Annotated in this window: 15 protein-coding genes; 10 read left to right on the top strand and 5 right to left on the bottom strand. The window is 72.0% G+C overall.

The window, feature by feature from the left end:
* The first annotated feature begins 48 nt into the window (after positions 1-48).
* Both QRN30_RS09570 and QRN30_RS09565 read left to right on the top strand, forming a co-directional pair.
* Positions 49-1,788, top strand: a complete 1,740-nt coding sequence (locus QRN30_RS09570) for a dihydroxyacetone kinase family protein (protein WP_284760981.1) — start codon at positions 49-51, stop codon at positions 1,786-1,788.
* The gene (locus QRN30_RS09565) at positions 1,785-2,267 is read left to right on the top strand and encodes a ribose-5-phosphate isomerase (RefSeq protein ID WP_017888451.1); all 483 of its coding nucleotides are present in this window, start codon (positions 1,785-1,787) and stop codon (positions 2,265-2,267) included. The genes QRN30_RS09570 and QRN30_RS09565 overlap by 4 nt, the downstream gene beginning before the upstream one ends.
* Before the next feature lie 99 nt (positions 2,268-2,366).
* On the opposite strand, the gene QRN30_RS09560 is transcribed toward QRN30_RS09565, so the two are convergent.
* The gene (locus QRN30_RS09560) at positions 2,367-3,848 is read right to left on the bottom strand and encodes an FGGY-family carbohydrate kinase (RefSeq protein ID WP_042538198.1); all 1,482 of its coding nucleotides are present in this window, start codon (positions 3,846-3,848) and stop codon (positions 2,367-2,369) included.
* A gap of 125 nt (positions 3,849-3,973) precedes the next feature.
* Between QRN30_RS09560 and QRN30_RS09555 the strand changes: the two genes are divergently transcribed.
* The 3 genes from QRN30_RS09555 to QRN30_RS09545 are packed head-to-tail and all read left to right on the top strand — an operon-like array spanning position 3,974 to position 6,871.
* Positions 3,974-5,050 (top strand): LolA family protein, encoded by a 1,077-nt coding sequence (locus QRN30_RS09555; protein ID WP_042538274.1) that lies wholly within the window; start codon positions 3,974-3,976, stop codon positions 5,048-5,050.
* Positions 5,047-6,024: an ABC transporter ATP-binding protein gene (locus QRN30_RS09550; RefSeq protein WP_284760980.1), complete on the top strand. Its 978-nt coding sequence runs from the start codon at positions 5,047-5,049 to the stop codon at positions 6,022-6,024. The genes QRN30_RS09555 and QRN30_RS09550 overlap by 4 nt, the downstream gene beginning before the upstream one ends.
* Positions 6,011-6,871 carry an ABC transporter permease gene (locus QRN30_RS09545; protein WP_017888447.1) on the top strand — a complete coding sequence of 287 codons (861 nt, stop codon included), beginning with the start codon at positions 6,011-6,013 and terminating at the stop codon, positions 6,869-6,871. Before QRN30_RS09550 ends, QRN30_RS09545 begins: the two co-directional genes overlap by 14 nt.
* A 52-nt stretch (positions 6,872-6,923) precedes the next feature.
* On the opposite strand, the gene QRN30_RS09540 is transcribed toward QRN30_RS09545, so the two are convergent.
* Entirely contained in the window at positions 6,924-7,985 is a 1,062-nt protein-coding gene (locus QRN30_RS09540; protein ID WP_284760976.1) for an NADP-dependent oxidoreductase, read from the bottom strand.
* A 198-nt stretch (positions 7,986-8,183) separates the two neighbouring features.
* Positions 8,184-9,110 (bottom strand): metallophosphoesterase, encoded by a 927-nt coding sequence (locus tag QRN30_RS09535; RefSeq protein WP_214532253.1) that lies wholly within the window; start codon positions 9,108-9,110, stop codon positions 8,184-8,186.
* A 205-nt stretch (positions 9,111-9,315) separates the two neighbouring features.
* On the opposite strand from QRN30_RS09535, the gene QRN30_RS09530 reads away from it, so the two are divergent.
* Together QRN30_RS09530 and QRN30_RS09525 are read left to right on the top strand one after the other, a co-directional pair.
* On the top strand, positions 9,316-10,509 hold the full coding sequence (locus tag QRN30_RS09530) for an alpha-hydroxy acid oxidase (RefSeq protein ID WP_042538277.1): 1,194 nt from the start codon (positions 9,316-9,318) through the stop codon (positions 10,507-10,509).
* A 282-nt stretch (positions 10,510-10,791) separates the two neighbouring features.
* A complete protein-coding gene (locus QRN30_RS09525) occupies positions 10,792-11,754 on the top strand; it encodes a glycoside hydrolase family 16 protein (RefSeq protein WP_228499926.1) in 963 nt (320 codons plus the stop codon).
* A gap of 115 nt (positions 11,755-11,869) precedes the next feature.
* Here the strand turns inward: QRN30_RS09525 and QRN30_RS09520 are convergent, their stop codons facing one another.
* Positions 11,870-12,232 (bottom strand): hypothetical protein, encoded by a 363-nt coding sequence (locus QRN30_RS09520; protein WP_071251986.1) that lies wholly within the window; start codon positions 12,230-12,232, stop codon positions 11,870-11,872.
* 167 nt (positions 12,233-12,399) lie between these two features.
* Here QRN30_RS09520 and QRN30_RS09515 point away from each other — a divergent pair, with 167 nt between their 5' ends.
* The 3 genes from QRN30_RS09515 to QRN30_RS17640 all read left to right on the top strand — a co-directional run bounded on the left by QRN30_RS09515 (position 12,400) and on the right by QRN30_RS17640 (position 15,695).
* Positions 12,400-13,941, top strand: a complete 1,542-nt coding sequence (locus tag QRN30_RS09515; protein WP_350225050.1) for an MFS transporter — start codon at positions 12,400-12,402, stop codon at positions 13,939-13,941.
* Entirely contained in the window at positions 13,934-14,914 is a 981-nt protein-coding gene (locus QRN30_RS09510; RefSeq protein ID WP_284760972.1) for an alpha/beta hydrolase, read from the top strand. Before QRN30_RS09515 ends, QRN30_RS09510 begins: the two co-directional genes overlap by 8 nt.
* A gap of 238 nt (positions 14,915-15,152) precedes the next feature.
* The gene (locus QRN30_RS17640) at positions 15,153-15,695 is read left to right on the top strand and encodes a sigma-70 family RNA polymerase sigma factor (RefSeq protein WP_052481708.1); all 543 of its coding nucleotides are present in this window, start codon (positions 15,153-15,155) and stop codon (positions 15,693-15,695) included.
* Positions 15,696-15,841: 146 nt separating this feature from the next.
* Here the strand turns inward: QRN30_RS17640 and QRN30_RS09500 are convergent, their stop codons facing one another.
* Positions 15,842-16,936, bottom strand: coding sequence for an SGNH/GDSL hydrolase family protein (locus tag QRN30_RS09500; RefSeq protein ID WP_017888439.1), 1,095 nt, complete (start codon positions 16,934-16,936; stop codon positions 15,842-15,844).
* Positions 16,937-17,105 lie beyond the last annotated feature (169 nt).

Raw genomic sequence — 17,105 nt, 5'->3', positions numbered from 1 at the left:
TCGTCGCCCGGTGCACCACCCCACCACCACCTCCGGAGGACCCGCACCATGACCACGATCCACGACGACCCGGACGAGTTCGCCGAAGACCAACTGAGCGGCTGGCTCGCGCTCTACGCCGACCGGGTCCGCGGCGTCCACGGCGGCGTCGTGACCCTGCCCACCGAGGGGGCCGCACCGCAGGTCGCCGTCGTCGTCGGGGGCGGCTCCGGCCACTACCCCGCGTTCTGCGGCGTCGTCGGCCCGGGCTTCGCCACCGGCGCCGTCGTCGGCAACGTCTTCACCTCGCCGTCGACCGCGCAGGTCTACTCGGTCGCCAAGGCCGCCGACCAGGGCCGCGGTGTCGTGCTGTCGTTCGGCAACTACGCCGGTGACACCATGAACTTCGGGCTCGCGGCCGAGCGGCTGCGTGCCGAGGGCATCGACACCCGCATCGTCGTGGTCACCGACGACATCGCCAGTGCCGACGACGAGACGAAGCGCCGCGGCATCGCCGGTGACTTCTCCGTCTTCAAGGCGATGGGCGCCGCCGCTGCCGAGGGCGCCGACCTCGACGAGGTCGAACGGATCGGCCGGGCGTCGAACGCCGCCACCCGCACCATCGGCGTCGCGTTCTCCGGCTGCACCATGCCCGGTGCGACCGAACCGCTGTTCACCGTCCCCGACGGCCACCTCGGCCTGGGGCTCGGCATCCACGGCGAGCCGGGCATCCAGGACGTCCCGCTGCTCCGTGCGACGGACCTGGCGTCGCTGCTCGCCGAACGACTGCTCGCCGACCGCCCCGCGACGGCCGGCACCCGGGTCGCCCCGATCCTCAACGGGCTCGGTGACACCAAGTACGAGGAGCTCTTCCTGCTCTGGGGCCGGGTGCTGCCGCGGCTGCAGGACGCCGGGCTCGAGGTCGTCGACCCCGAGGTCGGCGAACTCGTCACGAGCCTCGACATGGGCGGCTGCTCGCTGACGCTGCAGTGGCTCGACGACGAACTCGAACGGCTCTGGCGCGCCGACGCCTACACGCCCGCGTACCGCAAGGTGGCGGCACCGGTCGCGGCGCTCGTGCCGGCCGATGCGGTGGACGCCGCCGAGGACGAGGCGACGGTCGTGCCGGAGGCGACCGATGCCTCCCGGCAGGCCGCGCAGACGGCGCGAGCCGCCGTCGAGGCGATGGACGCGCTCCTGCGCGAGCACGAGGAGACGCTCGGCCGCATCGACGCGGTCGCCGGGGACGGCGACCACGGCCGCGGCATGGTCAAGGGGATCGGTGCGGCGCGCAAGGCGGTCGACGGGCTCGGCCCGGAGGCCGGGGTCGCCTTCGTCCTCGGACGCGCCGGTGATGCGTGGGCCGCGTTCGCGGGCGGCACCTCCGGTGTCCTGTGGGGCGCCGCACTCGAGGCGTTCGGCCGCTCCCTCGGCGACGACCGCGAGTCGTACCAGGCAGCCGACGTCGTCGACGCGGCACAGGCCTTCGCCGACTCGATCGTCCACCTGGGCGGGGCGTCGCGCGGTGACAAGACACTGCTCGACGCACTGCTGCCGTTCGTGGAGCAGTTGCGTTCCTCGGTCGAAGCTGGTCAGCCACTCGCCGGAGCGTGGCAAGCTGCAGCGGAAGTCGCTCGGGACGAGGCCGACAAGACCGCCGACCTCACGCCGAAGGTCGGACGGGCCAGGCCGCTGGCCGAGAAGAGCCTGGGGACACCCGACGCGGGTGCCACCTCGATGGGGATGATCCTCACGCGGGTCGGCGAGGTCCTCGCCGCCCGTGCTGACAAGGAAGGAACACACGCATGACGTACCGTCTCGTGATCGGGTCCGACGACGCCGGGTTCGACTACAAGGAGATCATCAAGGCCGACCTGCTCGCCGACGACCGGGTGTCGGACGTCACCGACGTCGGCGTCGACGCGGACGGCCACACCGCCTACCCGCACGTGGCCGTGGACGCTGCGCGCCTGGTGGCGAACGGCGAGGCCGACCGGGCGATCCTGATCTGCGGCACCGGCCTCGGTGTGGCGATCAGCGCCAACAAGGTGCCGGGCATCCGTGCCGTCACCGCGCACGATTCGTACAGCGTGGAGCGCTCGATCCTGTCGAACGACGCCCAGGTGCTCTGCATGGGGCAGCGCGTCGTCGGCGTCGAGCTCGCCCGTCGGCTGGCGAAGGAGTGGCTCGGCTACGAGTTCGACCGTTCCAGTGCCAGCGCTTCGAAGGTGCAGGCGATCTGCGAGTACGACGGCAGCGCCCCCGCCGGGGTCGACGCGCAGGCGTAGGCAGGGTTCCGCACGACACCGGTGTTCGCGCACTGAACACGCCCATTCGGGTGTTCGGCACGCGAACACCGGTGTTCCGCGGAGCGGCACCGCCGCCGATCAGCCCCGCGCGGCCAAGCGGTGCACGACGGCCTTCGTCGCCTCGTACAGGTCGCGGTAGTCGCGGTACCCCGCCTCGTACGCCGCCGTCGCCTCGGGGTCCGGCTCGATCACCGTCGCCGGCGGGTTCCACGCACCGATGTCCACGGTGTCGCCCGGCCCCGCGACGAGTTCGGCCGCCAGGAACGCCGAGCCGAAGCACGCACCGATCGTCACGCTCGGCACCGTCTGCCGCAGCCCGGTGACGTCCGACACGATCGTGGGCCACAGCCGTCCGAGCAGCCCGCCGCCAGCCCCGACGAGTTCGCGGACCTCGACCCCCGCGTCGCCGAGGGCCTCGAGGTGGTGCCGTACCGCGTACGCCGTCGCCTCGAGCGTCGCCCGGTAGATGTCGCCGCGCGTGTGCCGGACTGTCAACCCCGCGAGCACGCCGCGAGCGTCCGGGTCGGCGATCGGCGTCCGTTCCCCCGCGAAGTACGGCAGCATCAGCAGCCCGTTCGCCCCGATGCCGGAGCACCGCGCTTCCTCGAGCATGGTCGACCACTCGCCGTCGACCAGCCGTCGCAGCCAGTCCGTGATCGCCCCGGAGGTCGCCATCCCACCGGACACGCTCGGCTGCCCCGGGTGCGTGCCGACGGTCGTCCACATGCCCGGCACCGACGTGGGTTCGGCCGTCGGCACGATCATGAACATCGTGGTGCCGTACTGCAGGAACATCCGGCCCGGCACGGACTCGCCGACGCTCACGCCCTCGGCCCAGGCGTCGATGGTCCCGGCCGTCACGGGGATGCCGGCCGGGAGGCCCGTGGCCGCGGCCGCCTCGGGCGTCACGACGCCCGCCTGGTCGCCGGACCACAGCAGGCGAGGCATCGCGAGACCGGGTGCCAGTCGGTCGCACCACTCCGGGATCCAGGCGTTCGCGTGCACGTCGTAGAGGGGTGTCGTCTGACTGGCCGAGTGGTGGTCGAGGACGTACTCCCCCGTCAGCCGTTCGACCACGCGGGACGACGGCATCGTGAACCGTACGGCCCGCGCCCAGACGTCGGGTTCGTGCCGCGCGAGCCAGGCGAGCTTCACGCCGGCGGCCTGCGTGCTCAGGGCGGACCCGCAGCGGGCGCGGATCGCGCCCTCGCCGCCGAGCTCCGCCGTGACGTCGTCGAGCAGCGTCGCCGTCCGGGTGTCGATGCCGTACAGGATCGCCGGACCGAGCGGCGCACCGTCGACGTCGGTCAGCAGCGCGCACGGTCCGATGCCGCTCACGCCGACCGCCTGCACCTCGACGTCGGGCACACGGTCGAGCAGGGAGCGGGTGAGCGACGTGAACTCCTCCCACCAGACGTCGGAGTCCATCTCGACCAGGCCCTGTTCGGGGCGGTCGACCTCGTGGCGACGGCTCACCTCGGCGAGCACGGTGCCGTCGAACCGGGCCAGCAAGGCCTTCGTGCTCGACGTCCCGATGTCCAGACCGAGCACCGCGCGCATGCCGCCTCCTTCGCCGCCACACGACCGCCGCCGGTCGCCCCACGAGTCTACGAGCGACGCCCAGCTGCCTGTCGGGGGCCGGACGTACGGTACCCACGACTCGAATGCTCCACGAGGGGAACCCGATGAAGAAGTCAGCCTGGCTGCCAGCCGTCATCGCACCGGTCGTCGTCGCCGGCGCCGTGGCCGCGCCGATGATCGCGAACGCCGCGAACGACCCGATCGCGGGGACGAACCCCACTGCGGCGGCCGTCATCGCCAGCATCGCGAAGTCGTCGGATGCCCAGTACTCGGGCAAGCTCTCGCAGACGAGCGCGCTCGGGCTCCCCGAACTGCCCACCGGGTCCGGCGGCTCCTCGGTGGAAGGCGACGCCTCCGACGTGCTCGGACTCCTCACCGCGTCGCACACCGCCCGTGTCTACGTCGACGGCCCCGACAAGCAGCGCGTCCAGCTGACGCAGCAGCTCGCCGAGCAGGACGTCGTCCACAACGGCTCCGACGTCTGGACCTGGGACTCGAAGGAGCGCACCGCCACGCACGTGACGCTGCCGAGCGACACCGCGAAGGACCCGCAGGACGGCACGACGACCCCGGCCGACATCGCGGAGCAGGCCATCGACGCCATCACCCCGACCACCACCGTGTCGAAGCCGACCCAGGTCAGCGTCGCCGGCCACGACGCCTGGCAGATCACCCTGACCCCGAAGTCGTCCGACACCCTCGTCGGAGCCGTCCGGTTGGCCGTCGACCAGCAGACCGGGCTCCCGCTCCGTGCGAGCGTCCAGGCCGCCGGCGCGGACGAGCCCGCGGTGCAGGTCGGGTTCACCAGCCTCGACTACGGCGCCCCGGCAGCCCGGCTCTTCGACTTCACCCCGCCGTCGAACGCGAAGGTGACGGAGAAGGACCTGTCCGACGCCGGCACCCACACGAAGGGCGAGCACGGCGACCGCCGTGGCACCCCGAGCGGTGACGAGCCGACCTTCACGGGCACGGGCTGGGGCACCATCGCCGAGCTCCCCACGGGCACCGCCGACCAGTCCGGGCTCGACGGAGACGCCTCGGGCCTGCTCGACCAGCTGACGAAGCCCGTCGACGGCGGCCGCGCGGTGCAGACGTCGCTCGTGTCGGTCTACCTGACCGACGACGGCCGCGTCTTCGCGGGCGCCGTGCCGGTGGCTTCCCTGGTCGACGCCGCGAAGTGAGCACGGCCGACCACCAGGTGAGCACGGCCGGGCCGGCGCCCGACCTGGCGATCCGCACCACGGGCCTCCAGAAGGTGTTCCGCAAGCAGCGCGCGGTCGACGGCATCGACCTGGCGGTGCCGCGCGGCGCGGTGTTCGGGTTCCTCGGGCCGAACGGTTCCGGCAAGACCACCACCATCCGGATGCTGCTCGGTCTGTCGAGCGCGAGCGGCGGCACCATCGAACTGCTCGGTGAACCGATGCCGAAGGCGCTGCACGACGTCCTGCCCCGCGTCGGCGCGCTCGTCGAGGGGCCGGCCTTCTACCCGTACCTGTCGGGTCGGGCGAACCTGCAGCGCTTCGATGCGGCCGACCCCACGTCCGACCCGCGAACGCGCAAGGCCCGCGTCGCCCGTGCCCTCGACCGCGTCGGGCTGACCCACGCCGCCGACAAGAAGGCGCACGCGTACTCCCTCGGTATGAAGCAGCGGCTCGGCCTGGCGAACGCCCTGCTGTCCCCGCGTGACCTGCTGGTGCTCGACGAGCCGACCAACGGCCTCGACCCGCAGGGCACGCGCGAGGTCCGCAACCTGATCCGGTCCCTGGCCGACGACGGCACGACGGTGTTCGTGTCGAGCCACCTGCTGGCCGAGATCGAACAGGTCTGCACGCACGCGGCCGTCATGCGGACGGGCAAGATCGTCGCGCAGGGCCCCCTCGACGAGCTGCGCGCAGCCGGCGCCCGGACCGTGACCGTGCGGACGCCCGACGTCGGCCAGGCCGGCACCGTCCTCACGCGGCTCGGGCTGACTCCTCGGCACGACGGCGGGGCCGACGTGCTCGTGGCCGACCTGCCGAACGAGCTGCTGCCCGAGACCATCACCGCCGAACTCGTGCGCGCCGACGTCCGGGTCCGTGGCCTGGACGTCGGCGGTGGCACCCTCGAGGACCTGTTCGTCGCACTCACCGGAGAGGGATTCGATGTCGCAGCCTGACGTGGCCGTGCGCGAGGTGCCCGTCCGCCGTCGGCAGCGCACGTTCGCACTGCTCGGTTCGGAGCTCGCGCTGGTGTTCCGGCGACGCCGCACCTGGGCGATGCTCGGAGCGCTGGCGCTCGTGCCGATCCTGATCGCGGTCGCCGTGCGGCTGACCACCGACGGCGACGACGGCGGGCCGGCGTTCCTCGGCGACATCACCAACAACGGGCTGTTCGTGGCGTTCACCGCGCTGACCGTGTCGATCCCGCTGTTCCTGCCGCTCACCGTGGGTGTGGTGGCCGGGGACACCGTCGCGGGCGAGGCCAGCCACGGCACGATCCGGTACCTGCTCGTCGCACCGACCGGCCGGGTGCGGTTCGTCCTGGTGAAGTTCGTCGGCGCCGTCGCGTTCTGCCTGGCCGCCACGCTGCTGGTCGTGCTGGTCGGCGCCGCGATCGGTGCCGTGCTGTTCCCGATCGGGCCGGTCACGCTGCTGTCCGGCACGCAGGTCGACGGCTGGTCGTACGCCGGCCGGGCCCTGCTGCTCGCGCTGTACGTCGCGATGTCGATGCTCGGGCTCGTGGCGATCGGCATGTTCGCCTCGACCCTGACGAACGTGCCGGTCGGGGCGATGGCGGCGACGGTCGTGCTCGCCGGGGCGTCGCAGGTGCTCGACCAGCTCCCCCAGCTCGACTGGCTGCACCCGTACCTGTTCTCGCACCAGTGGCTCGGCTTCGGCGACCTGCTGCGCGACCCGATCTCGTTCGACTCGTTCGGATCGAACGCGGTGCTGCAGCTCGGGTACGTCGTGGTGTTCGGAGCGCTGGCCTACAGCCGGTTCGCCTCGAAGGACATCCTGAGCTGACGCGGACGGGGCCCGGCACGAAGGTGCCGGGCCCCGGCAACGCTCAGCTCGCTCAGCTCGCGGGCGAGGCCGATCCGCCGGTCATCGTCTCCGTGTCGGTCCCCCGCGCGTCGGCGTACCGGTCGCGCAGGTCACGCGCCTTCTCGGAGCGGTACCAGTCGAGCCGCGCCCCGGTCTCCACGGTCTGCATCCCGATGACGACCTTGCCGCGGGACTTCATCTCGGCCAGGTCCTCGTACGCCTCGACGATGTACTCGAACGGGTAGAAGCCCGAGATCAGGACCTGCACGCGACGGTCCTGCACGGCCTTCGCCAGCAGGGTCAGCAGCTCGCGGGTCTCCTCGTCCTCGGCGGGCGCGCGGAGGAACCGGACCTCGATGTCCCGGCGTTCCTCGGACGACACGAACCGCTCCTGCCCGACGCCGAGGCGCTCGGCCAGCAGCTCGGCGTTGCTCTCGCCGTGGTTGTCGATGAACGCGGTGATGGGCCGTCCGTCGGCGATGTCGCGGATGCGGTCCTCCTCGCCCTCGCCGTACGCGACGGGCAGCGTCCCGATCTGTCGCAGGTAGTCGTGGTTGCGCGGGCTGCCCAGGGCGATCACGGTCGCGCCGGCGTCGTGCGCCAACTGGCACTCGATGTGCCCGACACCACCCGCCGCGGCCGAGATGACGACGGTGTCCTTCGGTCCGAGCCGCAGCGACCGGACGATCGACACCGCCGTGCAGCCCGCCAGGTACAGGCCGCCGGCGACCTCCCACCCGACGTGCTCCGGCTTCTTGATGACTGCGCCGCGCGGCACCGCGATCCAGGTGGCGTGGGCGCCGCCGGTCGGCGCGTGTCCCATCACCTCGTCGCCGATGCGCAGGTCCTTCACGCCGTCGCCACGCGCGCGGACGATGCCGGCGAAGTCGACACCCTGGTGCGCGGGGAACTCGAGGTCGACGTGGTCGCGGAGCTTCCCCTCGCGCAGGAACCGCTCGATGTGGTTCAGGCCCGCGGCCACGATCTCGACGACGATCTCGCCCGGACCTGCCGTGGGCTTCTCCTGGGGGACGAGCTCGACGACGTCGAAGTCTCCGTACCGGTCGTACTGCACTGCACTGCCGACTCGCATGGGTGCTCCTTCGCTCAGGTGTGCGTCCGTGCTACTCGGTGTTCCCGCATGCAACCCGAAGACGCGGGGTACCGCGGCTGTGGACGCGACCAGACGACGGACGGGAGGCCCGTGGCGGCCCCGCCACGAGCCTCCCGTCCGTCCTGACGCGCGTGCACCGCACGCAACGGCCGGGCGCGACGCCCGCTGGCGCTCGGATCAGTGCTTGCCGGCGGCCGCGATGACGGACCGCACCGTCTCGGCGTCGAGGTGGAAGGCCCGCGGGTCGGCGGCGCCGCGCGGCACGCGGACCGGTGTGGACCAGACCGAGCCGTCCGCGGCGACGTCGACGACGAGTGCGCCGCTGTCGACGACGGCGGACTCTTCGTCGTAGGGGCCGACGACGTCGGTGTCGTTCGCGACGCCGGGGGCGACGAGGACCGGGACGCCGGCGAGCGACCCGGCGAAGTGGTGGTGGTAGTGGCCGCCGAGGACGACGCGGACGTCGGAACCGCGGATGACGTCGGCGAGCGCCTCGGGGTTCTGCAGGCGGAGTGCCTCGTGCAGCTCGGTCGGGGCGGGCAGCGGTGGGTGGTGCAGCACGACGACGGTGCCGTGCGGGGCGTCGGTTGCGCCGTCCGCGTCGGCGAGGGCCGTGCGCAGGTGCTCGAGCGCCGTGTCGCTGAGCTCGCCGTACCCGGCACCCGGCACGCTCGTGTCGACGGTCACGATCCGGCAACCGGCCACGACCGACTGCCCGGAGACCGGGACCGTCGGCGGCAGGTACTCCATGGTGTGCACGAGCGCCGCGCCGCCCTCGCCCAGGACGTGCCCGTTGGTCAGAACCTGACGGAAGCCCTCGCGCAGGTCGTGGTTGCCGGGCACCGCGACGAGGGCTGCACCGTGCCGTTGCGCCCAGCCGCCGACGCGGTCCCGCACGGTGGCGTAGGACTCGGGGCTGCCGTCCTCGGAGACGTCGCCGGAGACCACCACCAGCCCGATGCCGGGGACGTCGTCGACGTGGGCGAGCAGCCGTTCGAGCGCGACCGTGGTGTCGACCGCCCCCTGGTGCAGGGCGCCGTCGCCGGTCAGGTGGGTGTCGGAGAGGTGGAGGATGCGGAGTGTCCCGGCTGCTGGCGGCTGCATGCGTCCACGGTAGCCACGGCCCCCGTCAGTCCGGTGCGGCGGCCACGGCAGATCGTCCCGGCCCTCGATCGCTCCGGAGACGTAGGATGTCTGCATGACCTCGACGGACGACCAGCACCGGATCGACCCCGCGACCGGCTCCGCGTCCACCGCTCGCACGCGGGTCAAGCGGCAGCTGCCGACGGTGCGGGACCTCGCGCCGCTCATGCAGTTCAAGAAGCCGTCGCTGCCGGGTCGGCGTCAGCGCCTCGAACAGGCCTTGACGATCTGGGACCTGCGGGACATCGCCGCCCGCCGTACCCCGAAGGCCGCGTTCGACTACACCGAGGGCGCGGCCGAGGCGGAGATCTCGCTCGCCCGTGCGCGGCAGGCGTTCGAGGACATCGAGTTCACCCCGGCGATCCTGCGGGACGTGTCGAAGGTGGACACCTCGCGTCAGGTGCTCGGGGCGCCGGTGTCGTACCCGTTCGGCATCGCGCCGACGGGCTTCACGCGGATGATGCAGACCGAGGGCGAGCGGGCCGGAGCCCGGGCGGCCGGGCGAGCGGGCATCCCGTTCTCGCTGTCCACGATGGGCACCACCGCGATCGAGGACGTCCGCGACGCCAACCCGCACGGCCGCAACTGGTTCCAGCTGTACATGTGGAAGGACCGCGAGAAGTCGATGGCGCTGGTCTCCCGCGCCCAGCAGGCCGGGTTCGACACGCTCCTGGTCACCGTGGACGTCCCCGTCGCGGGTGCGCGGCTGCGGGACAAGCGGAACGGGTTCTCGATCCCGCCGCAGTTGAGCGCTCGGACCGTGGTGAACGCCATCCCGCGGCCGTGGTGGTGGTTCGACTTCCTGACCACCGAGCCGCTGGCGTTCGCGTCGCTCGACCGCTGGTCCGGCACCGTCGGGGAGCTGCTCGACCACATGTTCGACCCGACGGTCACCTACGAGGACCTCGCCTGGATCCGCGACCAGTGGCAGGGCAAGGTCGTCGTCAAGGGCGTGCAGTCCCTGGCGGACGCGAAGCGCCTCGCCGACCTGGGGGTCGACGGGATCACGCTGTCGAACCACGGCGGTCGGCAGCTCGACCGGGCACCGGTGCCGTTCCACCTGCTGCCCTCCGTGGTCAAGGAGGTCGGCAACGACACCGAGGTGCACCTCGACACGGGCATCATGTCCGGCGCCGACATCGTCGCCGCCGTGGCCCTCGGCGCGACGTTCACGATGGTCGGCCGTGCCTACCTGTACGGGCTGATGGCCGGCGGCGAGGCCGGGGTGGACCGGATGATCCAGATCCTGTCCGAGCAGATCGAGCGGACCATGCGGCTGCTCGGGGTGGCCTCGCTCGACGAGCTCGAGCCGGGACACGTGACGCAGCTGCAGCGCCTGCAGCCGATCCCCCGGGCCTGATCGCGCGTTCGACTGCGGCCACCGGATGTTCGTCGGTCGATTTCCGTGACACCCCCCGAACGGGTCACAGATGATGCAAGATGTGCGTGGACGCGTCAACGAAACCCTCGGCACCCGGCCGGCTGCTGCGTCCGTCCCTCCCCGCATCCTGCGCCCGAGCATCCACGAGGAGCCCGACATCTCGACCCGAAGCACGTGCACGCCGCCGCGCGGCACGACCCCACGACACCCGTCCACTCCCAGGTCCACGACCGCCTCTGCGCCCACCGACGGGCGCACCCGATGATCCGCCACCGCGCGATCCTGGCGGCCGCGACCGCCGGCGCCCTGGTCCTCGGCGTCCCGACCGCCGCTTCCGCCCGCACCTGGTGGGGCTGGGACGGGGAGCGCCACCGGCACCACGCCCCGGTGGACCCCACCCCGACACCGGTCCCGGACGAGACGGAGCCCACGGCCCCCACCGACGAGTGGACCCCGGAGGCGGAGCCCACGCAGGACTCCGCGCCGGTCGAGGACACCGCGCCCGTCGTCGAACCCGAACCCGCGCCCGCGCCCGCGCCCGATGCGGAACCCGGAGTGGACGCTGCCCCGGACGCCGATGCCTCCCCCGCAGATCTGTCCGCACTCGCGCCCGACGCCCCGTTCGTCGAGGACTTCACCACGAACGCCGTCACCGGCCTGGTCCAGTCGCTCTACCCGCAGTCGTGGCACCCGTACCCCGACGGCACCTCGGGCATCTACGCGCCGAGCAAGACCGTCTCGGTCCACGACGGCGTGATGGACGTCGCCCTCGGCACCGGTGCCGGAGCGGCCGGCACCTTCGGTTCCTCCGACGGCGCCTGGGACCACGTCGGCGGCTCGTTCTCGGTGCGCGCGAAGGCGACCGGCGGCGACGGCAACGGCGCGGCCTTCATGCTGTGGCCGACGTCGAACGTGTGGTCCGACGGCGAGATCGACTTCCCCGAGGGCAACTTCGAGGACAGCCCCTCGGCGTTCCACCACTCGATGACCCCGGGCAAGGAGTCCGACCGGGTCCAGGTCGGCACCGGTGTCTCGTGGCGCGAGTGGCACACGTACAAGGTCGACTGGGTGCCCGGTGAATCCGTGACCTACAGCGTCGACGGCACGGTCCTCGACACCGTCACGGACGACGTGCCGACCACCCCGCACCGCTTCATGTTCCAGGTCGGCAACTGGGGCGAGCAGGGCAACCTGCTCATCGACTGGGTCTCGACGACCGAGTAGCGTCCGCAGGCCGCACCACGACGGACGGGAGGCCCGGTGCCAGCTGGCACCGGGCCTCCCGTCCGTCTGCGTGGTCGCGTCTGCTTGCCGCAGCGCGCCCGGCGGGGCCTGTGGGCTAGGGCTTCTCGTCGACGAGGGCGATGAAGCGGCTGCCGATGCCCTCGACCTCGCGCCGCGTCAGCCCGGCGGTGGGCTCGGGTGCCTGGTACGGGGCGTGGTAGTCGCACATCAGGTAGTCCCACTCGGGCCACCACTTCTTCGGACGTGCCTCTTCGTCGAAGCCGCAGACCACGCACTCCAGACGGGCCCAGACCTTCTTGGTGCCGGTGCGGTTGGCGCGGGACTGCACGAGCCAGGCGGGCGGGTCCTGCTCGATCGCGTCGAGCTCCGCTTCGCTCAGGCGCGACGGGATGCCGTGGCGGGTCGCCATCTCGAGGGGGATGTCGAGCCGGACGGCGGCTTCGCGGCGGGAGAGCATCCGTCCAGGGTAGGTCCTGCGGCGACCGCTCCCGCGCGCGGACTTCCGTCGACCGGTCGGTCCGTGTATGGTCTGGATCACTGAGGTAAAAGGCGCCGCGATCTGCGACGCACCAGCACGCGGCATCGAACGAGTCGCCACTTCTTCCCTCGAAGGAGTGCGCCATCGTGTCCCCCAGTTCCCCTCGCAGCCCCGGGCACGTGCCCGCCGGTGGCCGGTCTCCTCGTCTGCGCGACGCATGGATCGCCCTCGCCGGACTGTCGGCGGTGTTCCTGTTCGAGATGCTCGACAACTCCGTGCTCAACGTCGCCCTGCCCACGATCGGTCGCGACCTGGGCTCGTCGACGACGGGCCTGCAGTGGGTCTCGGGTGCCTACTCGGTCGCCTTCGGCGGGCTGATGCTCCTGTTCGGCGCCGTCGCCGACCGCATCGGTCGCCGCCGGGTCATGCTCGCCGGGCTCGTCCTGCTGGCCCTGGCGAGCCTCGCCACGGCGGTGGTCACGTCGACCGAGCAACTGATCGCCGTGCGGGTCGCGATGGGCATCGCTGCGGCGATGACGACACCCGGGTCGATGGCGCTGGCGTTCCGGCTCTTCGACGACGAAGGGCTCCGGGTCCGGGCGCTCACCGTCATCTCGACGGCCGGGCTCGTGGGACTTGCCATCGGGCCGACCGTCGGCGGGTTCGTGCTCGCCGTCGCACCGTGGCAGGTGCTGCTGCTGGCCGACGTGCCGATCGCGGTCCTCGCGCTCGTCGGCATCCGGTCCGGTGTCGTCCGCGACGAGGCTGCAGGACTCCGCCGCGACCCGGTCGACGTGATCGGGGCACTGCTCGGCACCGCGACGACCGCAGGGGCGCTCGTGACACCGACGATCCTGGTCGAGTCCGGAACAGCGGACTGGTCGGGGTGGGCCGCCCTCGCCCTGACCGTCGCCTGCGCGGTGGGGTTCGTCGTCCGGGAGCGGACCGCCCGGCACCCGCTGATCGACCTGCACCTGCTCGCTCGTCCACTGGTCTCGAGCGGACTGGCGTTCAAGGCCGCGTCGGGTCTCGCCGTCGCGGGGCTGTCGTACCTCGTGACCCTGCAGCTGCAGTTCGCCTGGGGCTGGCCGCCGGCCCTGGCCGCGCTCGGAACGCTGCCGCAGGTGGTCGTGCTGCTCGTCGGAGGCCGCTTCGTCGGACCGTTCGTGCAGCGGGTCGGCCTGGGCCGCGCCGCCTGGACGAGCGCCGTCTCGGTCGTCGCAGGGCTCGTGGTCTTCGGCACCCTGAGCCGGTACGGGTACCCGTGGGTGCTCGTCGCGCTCGTGCTCGTCGCTGCTGGCATGCGCGTGGTGGGCGTCGTCGCCGGCGCCTCCGTCCTCACCGGTCTCCCCGCGGACCGCACCTCGGTCGGGGCCGCGCTCGTCGACACCTCGAGCGAGCTCGCGAGCGGTGTTGCGGTCGCCACGGCGGGGACGATCGTCGCAGCCTTCGTCGCCGGGAGCATCACCACGACCACCTGGACCGCCGCCCGGCTCGAGGGGTTCCAGGACGCTCTCACCATCGCCGGTCTCGGCCTCGCCGTGATCGCAGCCCTGCTCGTCGTGGCCGGCATGCTCCGAGCCCGGACGAGCGACGTCCGGGAAGGCACGATCCGCGCCGACCCTGCCGGCCCCACCCCCGCACACACCGACCAGACCACCATCACCGAGGAGCCCTCCCGTGTCTGACACCATCCCCCTCCCCCGCCCGCCGTTCGATCCTGAGTTCGTCCCCTTCCTCACCACCATGGACGCGCGCGGCCGCTTCCACCTGACGACCCAGATGCTGCCGCAGATGCGACAGCTGGACATGACCGAGGCGCAGCTCGACGAAGGACTGCGTGCTCGCGGCCTCGAGCGCCGCAGCGTCACGGTCCCGGGGCACCGCGGCGACCCGATCGACCTCGCCGTGATCCAGCGCACCGGCCGCACCGGCACGGCCGCCCTGGCCTACGCGATCCACGGCGGCGGCATGATGTTCGGCCACCACCTCGGCAACCTCGACTCCTACGACGAGTGGCTGCTCGTGCACGACGTCGTCCTGGTCAGCCCCGACTACCGCCTGGCTCCGGAGCACCCGGACCCCTACCCGGTCGAGGACTGCTACGCCGGACTCGTCTGGGCTGCCGAGCACGCCGACGAACTCGGCATCGACCCGGAGCGCATCGTCCTCGTCGGGCAGAGCGCCGGTGCCGGTCTCACCGCAGGCACGGCCCTCCTCGCCCGCGACCGACAGGGGCCGACCGTGATCGGCCAGGTGCTCGTGAGTCCCATGCTCGACGACCGCGACGCGACCCTGTCGGCTCGGCAGTTCGACGGTGTCGGGGTCGCCGACCGGGAGATGACACGGTTCGGCTGGGACGCCTACCTCGGTGACCGGCGGGGTGGCGAGGACGTGTCGATCTACGCCGCCCCCGGCCGCGCGAGGGACCTCGCCGGGCTCCCGCCCGCGTACGTCGACTGCGGCAGCACCGAGGTGTTCCGCGACGAGACCGTCGCCTACGCCAGCGCGCTCTGGGCCGCTGGTGTCCAGGCGGAACTGCACGTGTGGCCGGGAGCGTTCCACGGGTCGACCAGCATGATGCCGGAGGCAACCCTGTCGCAGCGTGCGACCCGGGCCCTGCGCGAGTTCACCGGAGGCCTCCTCGGCCAGTCCGCCTGAGCGCGGGCAGTCCGAGGCCCGGAAGTCCACACGGAACCTGACGGGAGGCACGGTGCCAGCTGGCACCGTGCCTCCCGTCTCGGCCGTCACCCCCGCGCCCCCGCGCCCCCGCGCCCCCGCGCCCCCGCGCCCCACGATCAGATCACCCACGGCGCTTCGTCGCCTGCTCGCACGCCCCGAAAGGGGGGAGACGGATCCGTCCAGAACGATCTACGTTGAAGCAACGCAAGGGGGCAACATGTGTCGAACACACAGTGCCGATCAGTCCGAACCCGCCGCCTTCATCGCTGCGTACCAGCAGCACGCTCCGGGACTGCGACGGTTCGTGGGGACGGTCATCGTCGACCGACACCTCGCGGAGGACGTCGTGCACGAAGCGTTCCTCGAGTTCTGGCAGCACCCGGATCGGTACGATCCGGACCGAGCCGATCTGCAGTCGTGGTTGCGCACCGTGGCGCATCGTCGGGCGATCGACCGGATCCGCAGTCTCGAAGCCCTGCGGAAACGCGAGCTCCGCATCGGCACTCGTGACCACCACAGCGTCGACCGCGACGACGACCAGCGCGACGCGTTGTTCCTCCGCCCCACCCTGCGCATCGCTCTGGCTGACCTCTCGGACAAACAGCGGGACGCTGTGGTGTTGCGGTACTTCGGCGAACGGAGCACCGCAGAAGTCGCCAGTCAGCTCGGCATCACCGTCGGGACGGCCAAGACCCGTGTCCGCGACGGCCTGAGCGCTCTTCGAGCGCACCGACTGATCGCTGCCACGCGGGCGGCCTGAAGACCGACCGCCACCCGTGCTGACGGTCAGGAGGGCACGGAAGCTGCATCCAGCAGACGGACGGGAGGCCCGGTGCCAGCTGGCACCGTTCCTCCCGTCCGTCTCGTGGTCGCGTCAGCGACGCGACCAGATCCGCCGTCGGAGTGTCAGCGCGATCCGACGATCGCGGCCTTGGTCTGGTCACGCAGGTACGCGATGCCGGCAGCGTTCGGGTGGAGTGCGCCGAACAGGATGGAGTACTTCGTCCCGGCCAGCGGGGTGCTGTCCGCAGCGGTACCGCGATCGGTCAGGGTGAGTCCCGACATCCATGCCGAGCCCGACGCAGCGCAGGGGGTGTGCGCAGCAGAGCCCTGGAGCGTCGAGACGTAGGTGAACCCACGAGCCTTCGCCGCAGCCTTGACCGCTCCGTCGAGCGCGTTCTGGGTGCGGTGGAAGTAAGCGGTGTCGGTCGGGGTGAAGGGGAACGCGTTCTGCGGGAACGGCGGCTCGAGTCCGGAGTCACCGAGGAGGCTCGAGAAGCATCCCTTCGGGGCCTGCGCCGTGCCGGGCGCGAGCATCGGGTAGCCGACGACGAACACCTTCGCCTGCGGCGCGCGCTGCGCGATCACGCGGAACGTCTGCGCGAGCCGAGGTGCCACGACGGTGCGGACGCGCGCTGCGAGACGGTCCCGCTCGACCCCGTGCACGACCGGTGCGTAGTAGTCCTTGCAGTGGTTGTAGGTCTTCCCGTGGATCTCCGCGAACACCGGGCCAGCCTTGTCCAGCGCGACGCAGTTCGCGATGACTCCGGCGAACCCCAGGTCGTTCCCGCCGATCGACACCGTGACGACGTCCGTGTTCTTGGACAGCGCATCGGCCTGGACGGGCGCAGTGGCGCTTCCGGCTCCGGTCTTCTGCGCGACCCGGGAGATGTTGCCGGTGGTGGCACCGGCGCAGGCGCGGTCGTCGAGCTGGAGTCCCAGCGATGCTGCGACCTGGTGCGGGTAGTCGGTGGTGGACTGGAAGCAGCCGGCCGCCGGACCCGAGCTGTAGGGGGCGACGCCGAAGCCGCCCGCGTACGAGTCGCCGAGGGCCACGTAGTTCCCACCGCTGGCGGCGGCCACGGACTGGGTGGGCGCCGTGCCGTCGGCGTTGGCCGCGGAGACGGGCCCGGCTGCCCCGACAGCGAGCGCTGCCGCCGTGAGGACACCGCTGGTGATCAGCAGCGCGTTGGTCCGGCGGAGGCGAGGAGCGTGACGCATGGAGCAGGTTCCTTCCAGAGGGCCTATTCGACAGACGATCGTCTGACAAGTAGACGGTAGGTCGGTACGACGCCCCGCGCCATGAGAGGACGACCAGGGGGCTATTCGCGCAGGGCACGCACGACCCTCGGTGGACGTCCGGGCCTGCATCGGTGTCACGTTTCCGCGT

Source organism: Curtobacterium sp. MEB011 (assembly GCF_030209655.1).
Lineage (GTDB): Bacteria > Actinomycetota > Actinomycetes > Actinomycetales > Microbacteriaceae > Curtobacterium > Curtobacterium poinsettiae.
This window is presented reverse-complemented; position numbering and strand designations above follow the sequence as displayed.

Coding starts and splice junctions, on each gene's coding strand:
- QRN30_RS09560 (WP_042538198.1), bottom strand. CDS start 3,848: ATGCGCGCGGTGCTCGGTCTGGACATCGGGACGTCGAGCACGAAGGCC.
- QRN30_RS09540 (WP_284760976.1), bottom strand. CDS start 7,985: ATGCGAGTCGGCAGTGCAGTGCAGTACGACCGGTACGGAGACTTCGAC.
- QRN30_RS09555 (WP_042538274.1), top strand. CDS start 3,974: ATGAAGAAGTCAGCCTGGCTGCCAGCCGTCATCGCACCGGTCGTCGTC.
- QRN30_RS09520 (WP_071251986.1), bottom strand. CDS start 12,232: ATGCTCTCCCGCCGCGAAGCCGCCGTCCGGCTCGACATCCCCCTCGAG.
- QRN30_RS09525 (WP_228499926.1), top strand. CDS start 10,792: ATGATCCGCCACCGCGCGATCCTGGCGGCCGCGACCGCCGGCGCCCTG.
- QRN30_RS09530 (WP_042538277.1), top strand. CDS start 9,316: ATGCAGTTCAAGAAGCCGTCGCTGCCGGGTCGGCGTCAGCGCCTCGAA.
- QRN30_RS09500 (WP_017888439.1), bottom strand. CDS start 16,936: ATGCGTCACGCTCCTCGCCTCCGCCGGACCAACGCGCTGCTGATCACC.
- QRN30_RS09565 (WP_017888451.1), top strand. CDS start 1,785: ATGACGTACCGTCTCGTGATCGGGTCCGACGACGCCGGGTTCGACTAC.
- QRN30_RS09545 (WP_017888447.1), top strand. CDS start 6,011: ATGTCGCAGCCTGACGTGGCCGTGCGCGAGGTGCCCGTCCGCCGTCGG.
- QRN30_RS17640 (WP_052481708.1), top strand. CDS start 15,153: ATGTGTCGAACACACAGTGCCGATCAGTCCGAACCCGCCGCCTTCATC.
- QRN30_RS09535 (WP_214532253.1), bottom strand. CDS start 9,110: ATGCAGCCGCCAGCAGCCGGGACACTCCGCATCCTCCACCTCTCCGAC.
- QRN30_RS09570 (WP_284760981.1), top strand. CDS start 49: ATGACCACGATCCACGACGACCCGGACGAGTTCGCCGAAGACCAACTG.